This is a genomic window from Streptomyces sp. ICN903 (assembly GCF_022015835.1).
Classification (GTDB): domain Bacteria; phylum Actinomycetota; class Actinomycetes; order Streptomycetales; family Streptomycetaceae; genus Streptomyces; species Streptomyces fenghuangensis.
Genome location: NZ_JAKMAY010000024.1, coordinates 1 through 15,290, shown reverse-complemented (window position 1 = coordinate 15,290; position 15,290 = coordinate 1). Strand labels below are relative to the sequence as shown.

General features: G+C 73.8%; 13 protein-coding genes. 8 read left to right on the top strand and 5 right to left on the bottom strand.

Features of this window, described 5'->3' with window-relative positions:
• Window positions 1–92 precede the first annotated feature (92 nt).
• The 3 genes from L7D48_RS04550 to L7D48_RS04540 all read right to left on the bottom strand — a co-directional run bounded on the left by L7D48_RS04550 (window position 93) and on the right by L7D48_RS04540 (window position 3,704).
• Window positions 93–1,049, bottom strand: coding sequence for a GlxA family transcriptional regulator (locus L7D48_RS04550; RefSeq protein ID WP_237877577.1), 957 nt, complete (start codon window positions 1,047–1,049; stop codon window positions 93–95).
• A gap of 76 nt (window positions 1,050–1,125) precedes the next feature.
• On the bottom strand, window positions 1,126–2,763 hold the full coding sequence (locus tag L7D48_RS04545; protein WP_237877576.1) for a cation:proton antiporter: 1,638 nt from the start codon (window positions 2,761–2,763) through the stop codon (window positions 1,126–1,128).
• Window positions 2,764–2,804: 41 nt separating this feature from the next.
• The gene (locus L7D48_RS04540) at window positions 2,805–3,704 is read right to left on the bottom strand and encodes a universal stress protein (RefSeq protein ID WP_237877575.1); all 900 of its coding nucleotides are present in this window, start codon (window positions 3,702–3,704) and stop codon (window positions 2,805–2,807) included.
• 235 nt (window positions 3,705–3,939) lie between these two features.
• On the opposite strand from L7D48_RS04540, the gene L7D48_RS04535 reads away from it, so the two are divergent.
• Together L7D48_RS04535 and L7D48_RS04530 are read left to right on the top strand one after the other, a co-directional pair.
• Complete coding sequence (locus L7D48_RS04535; protein WP_237877574.1) at window positions 3,940–5,109, top strand: glutathione-independent formaldehyde dehydrogenase; 1,170 nt, start codon at window positions 3,940–3,942, stop codon at window positions 5,107–5,109.
• Between the two features lie 281 nt (window positions 5,110–5,390).
• Window positions 5,391–7,748, top strand: coding sequence for a rhamnogalacturonan lyase (locus L7D48_RS04530; protein ID WP_237877573.1), 2,358 nt, complete (start codon window positions 5,391–5,393; stop codon window positions 7,746–7,748).
• 59 nt (window positions 7,749–7,807) lie between these two features.
• Here L7D48_RS04530 and L7D48_RS04525 read toward each other — a convergent pair whose 3' ends face one another.
• On the bottom strand, window positions 7,808–8,683 hold the full coding sequence (locus tag L7D48_RS04525) for a patatin-like phospholipase family protein (protein ID WP_237877572.1): 876 nt from the start codon (window positions 8,681–8,683) through the stop codon (window positions 7,808–7,810).
• 157 nt (window positions 8,684–8,840) lie between these two features.
• Between L7D48_RS04525 and L7D48_RS04520 the strand changes: the two genes are divergently transcribed.
• The 4 genes from L7D48_RS04520 to L7D48_RS04505 all read left to right on the top strand — a co-directional run bounded on the left by L7D48_RS04520 (window position 8,841) and on the right by L7D48_RS04505 (window position 13,391).
• Complete coding sequence (locus L7D48_RS04520; RefSeq protein WP_237877571.1) at window positions 8,841–10,100, top strand: FAD-binding protein; 1,260 nt, start codon at window positions 8,841–8,843, stop codon at window positions 10,098–10,100.
• A gap of 263 nt (window positions 10,101–10,363) precedes the next feature.
• Window positions 10,364–11,935 (top strand): M28 family metallopeptidase, encoded by a 1,572-nt coding sequence (locus L7D48_RS04515; protein WP_374491057.1) that lies wholly within the window; start codon window positions 10,364–10,366, stop codon window positions 11,933–11,935.
• A 236-nt stretch (window positions 11,936–12,171) separates the two neighbouring features.
• The gene (locus L7D48_RS04510; protein WP_031508611.1) at window positions 12,172–12,468 is read left to right on the top strand and encodes a type II toxin-antitoxin system VapB family antitoxin; all 297 of its coding nucleotides are present in this window, start codon (window positions 12,172–12,174) and stop codon (window positions 12,466–12,468) included.
• A 155-nt stretch (window positions 12,469–12,623) separates the two neighbouring features.
• Window positions 12,624–13,391 (top strand): LytR C-terminal domain-containing protein, encoded by a 768-nt coding sequence (locus L7D48_RS04505; RefSeq protein ID WP_237877570.1) that lies wholly within the window; start codon window positions 12,624–12,626, stop codon window positions 13,389–13,391.
• A 30-nt stretch (window positions 13,392–13,421) separates the two neighbouring features.
• Here L7D48_RS04505 and upp read toward each other — a convergent pair whose 3' ends face one another.
• On the bottom strand, window positions 13,422–14,057 hold the full coding sequence (upp, locus tag L7D48_RS04500) for a uracil phosphoribosyltransferase (protein WP_206347456.1): 636 nt from the start codon (window positions 14,055–14,057) through the stop codon (window positions 13,422–13,424).
• Between the two features lie 146 nt (window positions 14,058–14,203).
• Between upp and L7D48_RS04495 the strand changes: the two genes are divergently transcribed.
• Both L7D48_RS04495 and L7D48_RS04490 read left to right on the top strand, forming a co-directional pair.
• Window positions 14,204–14,470 (top strand): hypothetical protein, encoded by a 267-nt coding sequence (locus L7D48_RS04495; protein WP_237877593.1) that lies wholly within the window; start codon window positions 14,204–14,206, stop codon window positions 14,468–14,470.
• Window positions 14,471–14,599: 129 nt separating this feature from the next.
• On the top strand, window positions 14,600–15,151 hold the full coding sequence (locus L7D48_RS04490; protein ID WP_237877569.1) for a hypothetical protein: 552 nt from the start codon (window positions 14,600–14,602) through the stop codon (window positions 15,149–15,151).
• The last annotated feature ends 139 nt before the right edge of the window (window positions 15,152–15,290 follow it).

The window sequence follows — 15,290 nt, the reverse complement described above, 5'->3', positions numbered from 1 at the left end:
GTCGCGGGCGGCGTCCGCCCGTGACAGCGGCGCGATCGCCAGGGTTCGCGAGGATCGCGCCACGCGGCGGCGGGCCGGAGGAGGCCACCCGCCTACCCGCCCCGGGCGAAGGTGCGCCGGTACTCGCTCGGTGTGGTGCCCAGGACGCGCCGGAAGTGCAGCCGCAGGTTGGCGCCGGTGCCCAGGCCGACGTCGGCGGCGATCCGCTCGACGCTCAGCTCCGAGCGCTCCAGCAGCTCGCGGGCCGTGTCGATACGGGCGCGCATGACCCACCGCATCGGCGTGCAGCCGGTGTCCTCGGCGAAGCGCCGCGAGAACGTGCGCGGCGAGACGCCCGCCTGCCTGGCCAGGAGTTCGAGGGTGAGGGGCTCGCCGAGCCGGCGCAGCGCCCACTCGCGGGTGGCGGCGAACCGCTCGCCCAGCGGTTCGGGCAGGCTGCGCGGCACGTACTGCGCCTGGCCGCCGCTGCGGTAGGGGGCGGCGACCAGGCGCCGGGCCGCGTGGTTGGAGGCGGCCACCCCGAGGTCGCCGCGCAGGATGTGCAGGCACAGGTCGATGCCCGAGGCGGCCCCGGCCGAGGTGAGCACCCCGCCCTCGTCGACGAACAGGACGTTCTCGTCGACGCGGACGGAGGGGTGCCGCGCCGCGAGCGCCCGTGTGTAGTGCCAGTGCGTCGTGGCGCGCCTGCCGTCGAGCAGGCCCGTGGCGGCGAGCGCGAAGGCGCCCGTGGAGATGGCGGCCAGCCGCGCGCCCCGGGCGTGGGCGGCCCGGAGTGCTTCGACGACGGCCGGCGGCGGGTCGTCGCGGTCGGGGAGGCGGTAGCCGGGGATGAAGACGGTCTCGGCCCACGCGAGCGCCTCGAGGCCGTGGACGACGTGGTAGGACAGGCCGTCGCCGCCGGTCACCGGGCCGGGCGCCGCCCCGCACACCCGTACCTCGTACGGCATGCTCGCCCGGGTCGTGAACACCTGCGCGGGAATGCCGACGTCGAGGGGCTTGGCGCCTTCCAGGACCAGTACGGCGACACGGCGCAGACGGGAGGACGGCACGGGGAACAGGGTACGAGGGGGGCGTGCGGGGTGCGGTACGGCGCCCGGCGGGGGCTTCGTGCCCCCGCCTCCCGCGTCAGTCGCGCAGCAGTCCGTCCAGGGCCGCCGCCGCGTCCGACGCCGCGGCGGCGAACGGCTCGATGACCAGGTCGACCCCCTCGGCGCGCAGGTGCTCGGCGTCGCGCCGGTCGTGGGCGGTGACGGCCGTGACGCCCCGGTATCCGTGGTGGCGCAGCCCGTGCAGCAGCGCCCGGTTGGTGTCCGCCACCGGGATGGCGGACACCACGCAGCGGGCCCGGGCCAGCGGCAGGGACTCCAGGAAGTGGACGTCCTCGGCGCTGCCGAAGACGGCGGTCACCCCCGCCCGCTCGTTGCGCGCCACCCGGTGCGGGTCGTAGTCCACCGCCAGGACCCGGTGTCCGGCCCGGCTGAGCCGGTCGGCCAGCAGGCCGCCGAACCGGCCGAGCCCGTAGAGGACGACGTCGGCGTCGCGGTGGGTGTCGGTGGGTCCGGTGTGGCGGGCGCCGGTCCGCTCGAACCTGCCCAGCCACCGCTCCAGGCGCCCGTAGATCTGCCGGGAGTAGAGGATCAGGTAGGTGGAGGCGCCGATGGTGACCAGGCCGACGACGGTGATCAGGCTGACGGTGGCGCCGGTGATGTGTCCGAGGCTGTAGCCGAGGGCGGCGAGGATGAGGGAGAACTCCGAGATCTGGGCGACCGTCAGCCCCGCCAGGAACCCCACCCGGACCGGGTAGCGCATGGCGGCCATGATCACGACGACGATCAGCGGGTTGCCGACGAGCACGAAGACCGAGAACACCAGCGCCTCGGCGATCTGCGTGCCCGCGTCCGTGAACTCCAGCCGCGCGCCCAGCTCCAGGAAGAAGAAGAGCAGCAGGAAGTCGCGCAGGCTGACCAGCCGGGCCCCCATGGCGTCCCGGTAGGGGGTGCCCGCCAGGGAGACCCCGGCCAGGAACGCCCCGACCTCGGAGCTGAAGCCGAGCCACTCGCTCAGCGCGGCCACCGACACCGCGTAGGCCACCCCGAAGAGCAGCAGCAGCTCCTGGGAGCGGGCGACCCGGTGCAGCAGGCCGGGCAGGACGTAGCGGGTCAGCGCGGCGACGCCGGCCAGCAGGCCCAGGCCCTTGGCGAAGACCAGGGCGATCTCCGCGGCCATGCCGCCCCCGCTGCCGCCGGTCCGCTGCCCGAACGCGGTCAGCGCGATCATGACCAGCACCACGACGATGTCCTGCACGATCAGGAACCCCACCGCGATGCGGCCGTGGAGCTGCTCCAGCTCGCGCTTGTCGGACAGCAGCTTCACGATGATGATCGTGGACGAGAAGGTGAGCGCGACCGCGACGTAGAGCGCCGTCACCGCGTCCATGCCCAGCGCGAGCGCGATCAGGAAGCCGATCACCGAGGTGAACAGGACCTGGCCGAGCCCGGTGGCCAGCGCGATGGGCCCGGTGGTGCGGACCAGGTGCAGGTCGAGCCGGAGCCCCACCAGGAACAGCAGCACCGCGATGCCCAGCCGGGCCAGCAGCTCGACGGTGCCCTCGGCCTCCACCCAGCCGGTTCCGGCGGGGCCGACCAGGATGCCGACGCCGATGAAGGCGACGATCAGCGGCTGCTTCAGCAGTGTCGCCAGCAGGCCCACGGCGGCGGAGATCGCGAGGACCGCGGCGACGAGGGGGAAGTCGTACGGATCCATGGCCCGGTCCGATCACTGGTTCGTTCGCTGCGGGGATGCGGTCATCGCCCCGGTCCCGGCCCTGGTCCCGGTCCCGGGACGACCAGCACGTCGCACGGCGCCTCGGACACCACGTGCTGGGCGACGCTGCCGAGGACGGCGTAGCCGACCGCCGAGCGCGTGCCCGTCCCGACCACGGCCAGATCGGCCCCCTCGCTTCCGGCGAGACGGGGTACGGCGTCCTGCGGGCGCCCCGGAGCGACCAGGACACGCGCCGGGCGCGGCGCCAGGTCCGCCGCGATCCGTTCGGCGGCCGGGCGGGCCTGCTCGGTACGGGTGCGCCGCAACCGCTCCAGCTCCCCCTCCGGCACGCCCCGCATGCGCAGCAGGTGCTCGCCGGGAACGGCGACGCAGTGGACCAGCAGGCGCTCCGCCCCGGGGGTCAGCCCCGTCCCGGTACGGGCCGCGGCCAGGGAGGCGGTGGACTCGTCGACGGCGAGCAGGACCTTCCGGTACGCGCCGCCGGGCGGCCGTCTGACGACCAGCGCCGGCACCTCGCCGGTGCGCACCAGGCTCCCGGCGACGCCGCCCAGCCCGGTGCCGCCGGGCCGGTGCCGGCCGCGGGCCCCCAGCACCAGCAGATCGGCGCCCTCTCCGCCCGCCTCGTCCGGTACGACGGCGGCGACCCTGCCGGTGCGCACCGTCCCCCGGGCCGCCGGGACCTCGCGGGCGTGCCGGCGCAGGTGGGAGCGGAGCCGCAGCCGGGCGAACTCCACCAGTTCCGGGGCCACGTGCGGCGGTGCGACGTACAGCACCAGCAGCCGCGCGCCGTACCGCGCGGCGAGCCGGGCCGCGCGGCCGACGGCTTCGCCGGCCGGTTCGGAGAGGTCGGTGACCGCCAGCACGCACCGGGGCGGCACTGAGTACACGGGTATCACCACCCCCGGTCGACCGACTCCCATGCCAGATTAGTTCCTTTTGTCGCCACGATGCCTCTCGAACGCACCCTCGGAGCACCCCGGCGCACCCTCCCGCCCGGCGTGCGCTCCGGCAGGTTTCACCGGCCTCCCCCACGGACACCCGCCCGGTCGAATCGAATGGAATGCGAAGTATGGGCGGAATCAACCGCATGTGACGTGCGCCGCGACGGCGCCCCCGCCGGCCGTACGCGCCACGCCGCGCCGTGAGGAGGCAGCGATGAAAGCCGTCGTCTACAAGGAACCGTTCAGCGTCGACGTCGAGGAGGTCGCCGACCCCCGCATCCAGGACCCCACGGATGTGATCGTCAAGGTCACCACATCCGCCATCTGCGGCTCCGACCTGCACATGTACGAGGGCCGCACCGGCGCGGAGCCGGGCATCGTGTTCGGCCACGAGAACATGGGCGTCGTGGAGGAGACCGGCCCCGGGGTCGCCTCGGTGAAGAAGGGCGACCGGGTCGTCATGCCGTTCAACGTGGCCTGCGGCTTCTGCAAGAACTGCCTGGCGGGGCGGACGGGCTTCTGCCTGACCGTCAACCCGGGCTTCGCGGGCGGCGCCTACGGCTACGTGTCGATGGGCCCCTACACGGGCGGGCAGGCGCAGTACCTGCGGGTGCCGTTCGCGGACTTCAACTGCCTGCAGCTGCCCAAGGGCACCGAGCACGAGGACGACTTCGCCCTGCTCGCCGACATCTTCCCCACCGGCTACCACGCCACCGAGCTGGCGCAGGTGTCCCCCGGGGAGACGGTGTGCGTGTTCGGCGCCGGGCCGGTCGGCCTGATGGCGGCCTACTCCGCGGTGCTGCGCGGCGCCTCCCGCGTCTTCGTCGTCGACAGGCAGCCGGACCGGCTCCGCCTCGCGGGCCGGATCGGCGCGATCCCGATCGACTACAGCAAGAGCGACGCCGCCGAGCAGATCAAGGAGCAGACCAACGGGGAGGGCACCGACAAGGGCATCGACGCCGTCGGCTACCAGGCCACGGTCGCCGAGGGCGAGGAGCAGCCGGCGATAGTGCTCAACACCCTGGTCGAGGCGGTGCGCCCCACCGGGATGCTCGGAGTGGTCGGGCTCTACGTGCCGTCCGACCCCGGTGGCCCCAGCGAGAGCGCCAAGAAGGGCGAACTTCTCTTCCGGATCGGCAAGTTCTTCGAGAAGGGCCTGCGGATGGGGACCGGCCAGGCGAACGTCAAGTCGTACAACCGCCAGCTGCGCGACATGATCATCGCCGGCCGCGCCACCCCCAGCTTCGTGGTCTCCCACCGGGTCCCGCTGGACGAGGCGCCCCAGGCCTACCAGCACTTCGACAAGCGCGACGAGGGCTGGACGAAGGTGCTCCTCAAGCCCGAGATGGGCAACGGGCACAAGAAGCAGAAGGCGTCGGCGTAGCCGCGCGGAGCGAAGCGGGTGCGGCGGGGCGGGGCGACCCGGGCACGGGGCGCCCCGCCGCCGTGCCGCCTGCCGGGTTCGAGGTCGGGGGCGGCTTTGGGAAACCGCAGGCGGACGACGAGTCCTGACGCGGGGTCTTGACGGCCCCTCCCCCTGCCCATACCGTCTCGCCCGCTCCTTGAAACGAATCAATTGAAACGTATCAAGGGCATACCGGCAACGTATCGACACGCCCCTCCCGCCCCTCACCGGGTCCGGCCGAGGGCGGGAAGGACCGCGCGATGAGACGACCCCTTGGGCGACCCCGGCAACGCACCGCCTCCGGGCCGCGGCGGCGGACATCCGTCCTGCTGGCCGCCGTGCTGCTCGCCACCGGCGCCCCGGCCGCGCAGGCCGGCACCCCCTCCGGCGAGGGGCACGGCGGCGGAGGGGGCAAGGGGCGGACGATCCAGCTCGAGAAGCTCGACCGCGGCCTCGTCGCCGTCGCCACCGGCGAGGGCGTCTTCCTCAGCTGGCGGCTGCTCGGCACCGAGACCACCGGCTCCACCGCCACCGGCATGGCCGGCCCGGACTTCCGCGTCTACCGGGACGGCGAACCCGTGGCGACCGTCACCGACAGCACCAACTACCTCGACCGCGGCGCCCCGCCGGACTCCGAGTACCGCGTCGTCCCCGTCGTCGACGGCCGCGAGGTCCGCGACAGGGGCCGCGGCCGGACGGTCACGCCGTGGTCGGAGTCCTACGCCGAACTGCCGCTGCGCAAACCCGCCGACGGCGTCACCCCCGCCGGGGAGAGGTACACCTACTCCGCCAACGACATGAGCGTCGGCGACGTGGACGGCGACGGAAGCTACGAGTACGTCGTCAAGTGGGATCCGTCCAACTCCAAGGACGTCTCCCAGAAGGGCTACACCGGCAACGTCCTGATCGACACCTACCGCCTCGACGGCACCCTGCTGCACCGCCTCGACCTGGGCGTCAACATCCGCGCGGGCGCCCACTACACCCAGTTCCCGGTCTACGACTTCGACGGCGACGGGCGCGCGGAGATGATGGTCAAGACCGCGCCCGGGACGAAGAGCATCCGCTACGACCGGCACGGCCGCGCCGTCTCCGAGCGGTACGTCACCATGCCGCGCGAGGACGTCCGCGCCGGGTACTCCCACCGCGACGACTACCGGATGAGCGCCGCGGACTACCGCGAGCACCTCGTGGGGATGTTCCTGGGCTGGCACGAGCACCCCGAGGTGACCGCCGGGCGGTGGCCCGCCACCCTGGAGGCGGCCTTCGGCATCGAGCCGCGCCACGACTACCCGCTCTCCCGTGCCGCCGCCGAGGACCTGGCCGACCACTTCATCGACGTCCACGCCCCCTCCCGCAGCTCCCGCAACGACCTGCGCGCCTTCGAGGGCTTCGTCCTCACCGGCCCCGAGTACCTGACGGTGTTCGACGGAGCCACCGGCCGCGAGCTCCAGACCGTCCGCTACGAGCCCGGGCGGCACGACGACGGCCTGATGTGGGGCGACTACGCCATGAGCCGCATCGAGCCGGGCAACCGCGTCGACCGCTTCCTGGCGGGCGTGGCCTACCTCGACGGCAGGCACCCCTCGGCCGTCTTCGCCCGCGGCTACTACACGCGCGCCACCGTGGCGGCCTACCGCTGGAACGGAAAGCGCCTGAAGCGCCAGTGGCTCGCCGACAGCGGCTGGACGCCCATGTCCAACCCCTTCGACGACTCCCCGCACGGCGTGGACGGCACCGACCCCGAGCACGGCTCCCTCACCACCCAGGGCTTCCACTCCCTGAGCGCGGCGGACGTGGACGGCGACGGCCGCCAGGAGATCGTCTACGGCGCGGCCACCCTCGACGACGACGGCTCCCTCCTCTACAGCTCCTTCGCCGAGGGACCGCCGCAGAGCGCCGTGCCGGGGCAGAGCGTGCGGCTCGGCCACGGCGACGCCATGCACGTCGCCGACATCGACCCGGACCGGCCCGGCCTGGAGATCCACACCGTCCACGAGGGCGGGCGCTGGGCCCCCTACGGCCACGCGCTGCGCGACGCCGCCACCGGCGAGGTGCTGTACGGCACCTACACCGGCGTGGACACCGGCCGCGGCATGGTGGGCGACATCGACCCGGACCGGCCGGGCCTGGAGACCTGGGGCTCGCACGGCGTCGGCCTGTGGAGCGCGGACGGCGAACGGCTCGGCGACGCCACCCCGGGCACCAACATGAGCATCCGCTGGGCCGCCGACATGACCACGCAGGTCGTGGACGGCGCCGGCGAGAAGGCTCCGGTGATCAGGGACTGGCGGCGCGGCACGCTGCTGACCGCCGAGGGCACCCGCACCAACAACGGCACCAAGGGCAACCCCTCGCTGGTGGCCGACGTCCTCGGCGACTGGCGCGAGGAGCTGCTGGTGCGCACCGCCGACAGCTCGGCGATACGGCTCTACACCGGCACCGAGGTGACCGACCGCAAGCTGTACACGCTGATGCACGACCCGCAGTACCGGGTCGAGGTGGCGCGGCAGCAGACCACGTACAACCAGCCCGCGTACCCGTCCTTCCACCTGGGGGCGGACACCGACTGGTCGCGGGTGCCCGTGCCCGGCGCGCGCACACCCGGCCGCCGGTAGGGCCCGGCGCCGGTGACCGGTCGAGCGGACGGCCGTCCGCTCGACCGGTCACCGGCCGGTCAGCCGTGCCAGAGGCCGGCCACGGCCCGCGCGTGGACGGCGGCCTGCGCACGTCCCGCACGTGCGCAGGCCGCCCGGCGGGAGGTGTCCAGGGGGTTGCGGCCGAGCTCCCGGCGGGCGGCGGCGTCCGGTACGAGCAGGGCGACCTCCGTCCCCTCCGCCCGCAGCCGGGCGGCGAGCCGCTCGGCCCTCGGACCCGGCCCGAACGCCCTGGGCAGCGGGGCGAGCACCACCACCCGCCGGTGGCCGCGCGCCAGGTCGGCGTTGGTCGTCGACCGTACGCCGCCGTCGATCCACCACCGTCCGCGCAGGGCGACCGGCGGCCACAGGCCCGGCATCGCGCAGCTCGCGGCGACCGCCCGGAGCAGGTCGGCGCCACTGCCGCAGTGGAAGGCGCCCAGCGCGCCGGTGTGCGCGTCCACCGCCGTCACGCGCAGCGCGTCCGGCCACTCCCGCACCGGCAGCAGGGCGGCGATCGCCTCCAGCACCTCCTCCTCCGAGGAGGTGCTCGCCCTCAGCGCCATCCGCCCCAGCCGCCGCGCCACCGCCTCCGGGGTGCGCCGGCCCAGCTGCGCGCGCAGGAAGCCCAGGGCCGCGCCGGGGGTGATCCGCGCCTGCGGACCGGCCTCCTCCGGAGCGGCCGACTCCGTTCCGCCCGCCTCCGTTCCGGCCGCCCGCGACTGCCGCCGGTGGAGCTCCTCCGGATGCTCACCGGCCGCCAGCCGGGCGCCGACCACCGCTCCCGCCGAGGTGCCGATCACCGTGTCGGCGCCGGCGAGGTCCACACCGGCGGCGGCCAGTCCGGCCAGCATCCCCACCTGCCACGCCCCGCCCGCGTGCCCGCCGCTGCCCAGTACGAGCGCTCTGTCCGCCACGGCTCCGGCCTCCTCCCTCGTCGGCCGTGTCCGCCTACCCACCGCCGCGGGCCGGAAGCAGCCGCGCCACGGCCGTCTCCCCACCGCCTCCCCCCCGGCCGCCGCACGGGTGACATACGCTCGCACGGCCGATCGCCCCCACGAGACCGGAGACTCCATGGCCGCCCCGCCGACCAAGCCGACCAACTGGGCCGGGAACGTCGAGTTCGCCGCCCGGACCCTGCACCGCCCGGCGACGACGGACCGGCTGCGCGAGACCGTCGCGGCCTCCGACCGCGTACGGGTGCTGGGCTCGGGCCACTCCTTCAACCGGATCGCCGACACGGACGGCGACCTGATCACCCTCGACGACCTGCCCCGCACCATCGAGGCGGACCCGGCCTCCGGCACCGTCCGCGTCACCGGAGCCGTCCGGTTCGGCGAACTGTGCCCGGTGCTGCGGCGGCACGGGCTCGCCCTGCCGAACCTGCCGTCCACCCCGCACTTCACCCTCGCCGGGGCGTATGCCACCGGCACCCACGGCTCGGGTCACACCGGCGGCACGCTGGCCGCCGCCGTGCGGTCGGTGGAACTGGTCACGGCGGACGGCTCGCAGACCACCGTCTCGCGCGGCGACACCGGCTTCGAGGGGGCCGTGGTCTCGCTCGGCGCCCTGGGAGCGGTCACCGCCCTGACCCTCGACGCGTGCCCGGCGTTCGAGGTGGAGCAGTACGTCCACGAAGGGCTGCCCTGGGAGGTGCTGACAGAGCACCCGGAGGAGGTGTTCGGCGCCGCGTACAGCGTCAGCGTCTTCACCGACTGGACCGGCCCGGCGCGGGTGTGGGCCAAGCGCCGCACCGGTGACCCGCTTCCCGACCTCGCCTGGACCGGCGCCCGCCCCGCCGACGGCCCCCGTCACCCGATCGAGGGGATGCCGACGGAGAACGCCACCGAGCAGCAGGGCGTGCCCGGGCCCTGGGAGGAGCGGCTGCCGCACTTCCGCTCCGGGTTCATGCCCAGCGCCGGGGACGAGCTCCAGTCGGAGTACTTCGTGCCGGCCGGCCGCGCGGGCGAGGCCTTCGCGGCACTGCGGGAGCTCGGGCCGCTGCTCGCCCCCGTGCTGCAGGTCTCCGAGATACGCACCGTGGCCGCCGATCCCCAGTGGCTCAGCCCCGCCCACGGCCGCGACAGCGTCGCCCTCCACTTCACCTGGACGTCCGACGCCGCCGCCGTCGCCCCCGTGCTGCTCCGCGTCGAGGAGGCGCTCGCGCCCTTCGGCGCGCGCCCCCACTGGGGGAAGCTCTCGTCCGCGGACCCGGAGGCGCTGAGCGCCTCGTACGCACGCTGGGGGGACTTCCGGGCACTGCTGGACCGCTTCGATCCGGCTGGCGTGTTCCGCAACGAGCTGATCGACCTCTGGTTCCCCAGCGGCAGGTAGCCGGCGGCTGACAGGGAATCAGCGGATGACCGGGCACCGGGGGGAGGAGCGACCGGGGCCGGTGTCCCCTGTTCCCGGGATCGGACGGGTTTGACCCCGGCGTGCGGGCGGATCACTTCCCCCAAAACGGGCCAGTTGTGCCGGGAACATTCCCTCGGCGTCCTCCAGTCGCTACCTTCCCTTCCACCACGTCCGTAACCCGGACAGGCAATCCCCCACGTCGAACAGCCCGTCCCAGCTGTCCGCACCGGAAGGATCCTCCCGTGCACGCACCTCTCTCCAGAGGCAGGAAGCGCAGAATCATCGCGGCCACCGCCGTCGCGTCCCTCGCCACCCCCCTGCTGCTCACCGCGACCGCCACCTCCGCCGTGGCCAAGCCCGACCCCGGCAAGCAGGGCGAGAAGCTGGCGAGGCAGCTGGTCAAGAAGGCCGACGCGGACGGCGCCATGAGGCACCTGCGGGCCTTCCAGGCGATCGCCGACGCCAAGGACGACAACCGCGCCGCCGGCTCCGCCGGATACGACTGGTCCGCGAAGTACGCCGGCACCCTGCTCAAGCTCGCCGGCTACGAGGTCACCTACCAGAACTTCGACTTCGTCTACCGCGAGACGCTCGCGGAGAAGCTGTCGGTCCTGAGCCCCACTCAGCGCGACGTCCCCATCAAGCTGATGACGTACACCGCGAGCACCCCCGAGGGCGGCGTCGAGGCCGCCCTCGCGGCCGTGCCCGTGGACGCCGACGGCACCACCGGCTGCACCGCCGAGGACTTCGCCGCCGGCGACTTCACCGGCAAGATCGCCCTGATCCAGCGCGGCGGCTGCACCTTCGCCGACAAGCAGGCCGCCGCCGCCGACGCCGGCGCGGTCGGCGCGATCATCTACAACAACACCGACGGGGACCTCAACGGCACCCTCGGCGACGCCTCCGCCGGCCGCATCCCCACCGGCGGCATCACCCAGGAGGCCGGCGAGGCGCTGGCGGCCGACGCCGCCCAGGGCACCGTCACCGTCAACATGGAGATCCGCGAGTTCCACGAGACCCGCTCCACGCCCAACGTCATCGCCGAGACCCGCGGCGGCGACGAGGACAACGTGGTGATGTTCGGCGCCCACCTGGACTCCGTCGCCGACGGCCCGGGCATCAACGACAACGCCTCCGGCTCCGCCGGCATCCTGGAGACCGCCCTCGAGTTCGCCAAGGCCAACCGCAAGGGCAAGCACACCAACAAGGTGCGCTTCGCGCTGTGGTCCGCCGAGGAGGTGGGTCTGCAGGGCTCCGAGCACTACGTGACCAGCCTGCCCGAGGCCGAGCGCGAGAAGATCGCCCTCTACCTCAACTTCGACATGATCGCCTCGCCGAACTACGGCCTGTTCGTCTACGACGGCGACGACTCCGACGGCGTCGGCGCCGGTCCGGGCCCCGAGGGCTCGGCGCAGATCGAGCACGCGATCAACACCTTCATGCGCTCGCGGGGCGAGGAGCCGCGCGGCACCGACTTCACCGGCCGCTCCGACTACGGCCCGTTCATCGAGGCCGGCATCCCCTCCGGCGGCACCTTCACCGGCGCCGAGGGCATCAAGAGCGAGGAGGAGGCCGCTCTGTGGGGCGGCGAGGCCGGCGTTGCGTACGACAAGTGCTACCACCAGGCGTGCGACGACATGAGCAACGTCAGCAAGAAGGCGCTCGGCGTCAACGTCGACGTGATCGCGAACGCCGTCGGCAACTACGCCTGGGACACCTCCTCCCTCACCGAGGACGTGCCCTTCGAGCCCACCAAGGGCACCGCGGGCAGCGGTGGCGGTCTGCACGACCACGACCACGGCCTGACCTCCTGACCTCCTGAGGTCCTGACCTCCTGAGGCTCCGACGGTCCGGCGTTCCACGGACGTACGGCCGTGACGGCACCCCACCGCGGGCGCCGGGGCGCACGCCCCGGCGCCCGCGGCGCTCTGTGCGCCGCGGGCCCGGCGGCGCGCCGGGCCCGTGGCCGTCCGCACCCCGGAGCCGGAACACGCCCCGACCCTCCGCCGGAAGGCTGTGTCCCCCGCCGCCGGGCCGGTAGGCTTTCCGTGTGATCTTCAAGCGAATCGGAAACGGACGGCCGTACCCCGACCACGGCCGGGAGAGCACCCGCCAGTGGGCGGATGTAGCCCCACGCCCGGTGCGTCTTGACCAGCTCGTCACCACCAAGGGGCAGCTCGACCTGGAGACCCTGCTCGCCGAGGACTCCACCTTCTACGGCGATCTGTTCGCGCACGTCGTGAAGTGGAACGGGGACCTCTATCTGGAGGACGGGCTCCACCGCGCCGTGCGCGCCGCCCTCCAGCAGCGGCAGGTACTGCACGCCCGGGTGCTCGAACTCGACTGACGCCCGCTGCCGTCCACTGACCCGCTGACGCCCACCGGCACCCGCTGACGTCCCGGGCACCGCCGTGCGGGACGCGTTGGCCCTTTCGGGCCGACTGCGGTGTGCGCATTGATCGTTTAGTAGGCATTACGCCGTCTCCGCACTACGCTGCGCCCATGAGCATGCTCACTCCCCCCGGCATGGGCGGCAAGTACCGCATCACGGGTGACCGCTACCCGCGGATGCGGCGCCCGCGCAGGCGCCGCAGGATCGTCGCCGCCTCGGTCGCGGCGACCGCCGCCCTCGGTGTGCTCTCCTGGGGGACGGTGCAGCTCCTGGACGTGTTCACGGGCGGCAGCACCACGGTGCGGGCGGCCGGCGAAGGCGGCGAATGCGAGCCGGCCGGCGAAGGCGCGAAGAACGAGGACGGCGCGGAGGGCGGCGCGAGCGCCGCCGCGGCGCGCTCCGCCGAGGACTCCGGCGCCTCGCCCGACGCCCTGCCGAAGCCGTCCGCCATCACCGTCAACGTCTACAACGCCACCACCCGCAGCGGGCTGGCCAGGAAGACGGCGGACGCGCTGGAGAAGCGCGGCTTCACCATCGGCGAGGTGGCCAACGCCCCGGCCTCCCTCGACAAGAAGGTGAAGAAGGCCGGGCTGCTGATGGGCCCGCCCGCCGCGTACGGGAACGGCGCGTTCGACGTCCTGCTCACCCAGCTTCCCGGGGCGGAGGTCAGGGCGGTCGAGCGCAAGGCCTCCGGGGACGCGGACAAGGCCGACAAGTCCGACAAGTCCGGGAGCGGGAAGAAGAACGCCGCGGAGAGGGAGGTCGACCTGGTGATCGGCAAGGCGTTCAAGGCCCTGGCCGGGGAGAAGGACGTGCGCAAGGCCATGGCGGCCCTGGCCTCCCCCTCCCCCTCGCCCTCCGCGTCGGCCTGCCGGTAGGCGCCCCGGCGGGCGGGTACGGCGGCCGGGTCAGCCGGCCGTCCCGTACATCCGGTCGCCCGCGTCGCCCAGGCCGGGGACGATGTAGCCGTCCTCGTTGAGCCGCTCGTCGACCGAGGCGGTCACCACCGTCACCGGCGTGCCCGCCAGCTCGCGCTCCATCAGCTCCACGCCCTCGGGCGCCGCCAGCAGGCAGAGCGCCGTGACGTCGTCGGCGCCGCGCCGGATCAGCTCCCGGATCGCCGCCACCAGCGTGCCGCCGGTCGCCAGCATCGGGTCCAGGACGTACACCTGGCGCCCGGAGAGGTCGTCGGGCATCCGGGTGGCGTACGTGGACGCCTGGAGGGTGCGCTCGTCGCGGATCATGCCCAGGAAACCCACCTCGGCGGTCGGCAGCAGCCGCACCATCCCGTCGAGCATCCCCAGCCCGGCCCGCAGGATCGGCACCACCAGGGGGCGCGGGTGGGACAGCCGCACGCCCGTGGTGGCCGTCACCGGGGTCCGGATGCCGACCGTCTCGGTGCGCACGTCCCGGGTGGCCTCGTAGGCGAGCAGGGTCACCAGCTCGTCGGCGAGGCGCCGGAAGGTCGGGGAGTCGGTGCGCTCGTCGCGCAGCGTGGTGAGTTTGTGCGCCACCAGCGGGTGGTCGACGACGTGAATCCGCATGCCATCGACAGTAGCCGAGCCGCTTTCCCGGCTCGCACTGGCGTACAGGCGCCATTTCGGGGGACAGTGAACAGGTACGACCGGAGGTGGGCCGTATGACCGGACCGAGGCAGCACGACGACACCCCCGACGACCGTCGGGCGCTCATACGCGAGGACCAGCGGGGCCAGGGCCAGGGCCGGCGGGACCGCCGGGGGTCCGGGGAGCGCCGCACGGGCACCCGGGCCGCCGGCGGCTCCGCGGCCCAGGCGGCCCAGACGGCCCAGGACGACGACGCGGAGCGCCGCCGCCGCCGGGCGGTCTTCCTGCGCGAACTGAACGAGGCCAAGGCGCTGCGCGAACGGGTGCAGCCGCGCCGCGCCCGCGCCGCACGCATGCGCCAGGCGATGCGGATGAGGACATTTCGCTGGTAGTCCGGCGCAACACCCACGCGACGCACGGTCGAAGACCTCTCGCTCGGCGCCGGTTTCTGCCACGATTCCGATTGGGCGGGGCGCGGTCCCGTCAGCACTCGGGCACCTGAAACCAGTGGGAGAGTCACGGTGTACTTCGCCGCACTGCTCGCGCGCACCGAAGACGGCTGGGAAGCGAGCGACACGGAACTCGACGAGGTCGAGACCCTGGCCGATCTCGCCGACCTGGCCCGGGAGGCCGCCGAGGACGATGAGCCGGTCCTGGTCTGCATCGAACAGGAGGGCGTCTGGTTCGGCGTCGTCCGGGTGGAGGGCGAGGAGGATCCCCGCATCTTCGTCTCGGACGCGGCCGCGGCCGCACGCAGCTCCTACGGGGAGATCCTGCTCACCGACGAACTCCTCGGCCGCGAACCGGGCGGCGAGGAGGATCTCGACCTCCTCGTGGACCTCGACGGCACGGAGGACGGCGAGCCGCCGAGCGACACGGAGGACGACGAGGACGAGGTGGGCGTGTCCGCGCAGGCCGCCGGCACCGCTCCGGCGGGGCCGGTCGGCGACGTCGAGCTGCTGGCCGACTTCGGCATGGACGGCACCGCGCTGCTCTCGCTGACCTCCGAGGACGCGCTGACCGAGATCGCCGACGCGCTCGGCTGCACGGACATGCTGGAGGCCGTCCGGTAGCCGTCGACCGCACCTGACGCCCTCCCCCTCGTGAGCCACATCGACCCCGCGTGTCCCATGCGTCCCGCGGGGTCCGGCCGTCGTGCCCGTACGCCGTCGTGCCCGTACGCGGGGCCGGGGCGGGCGGGGACACTGGGCG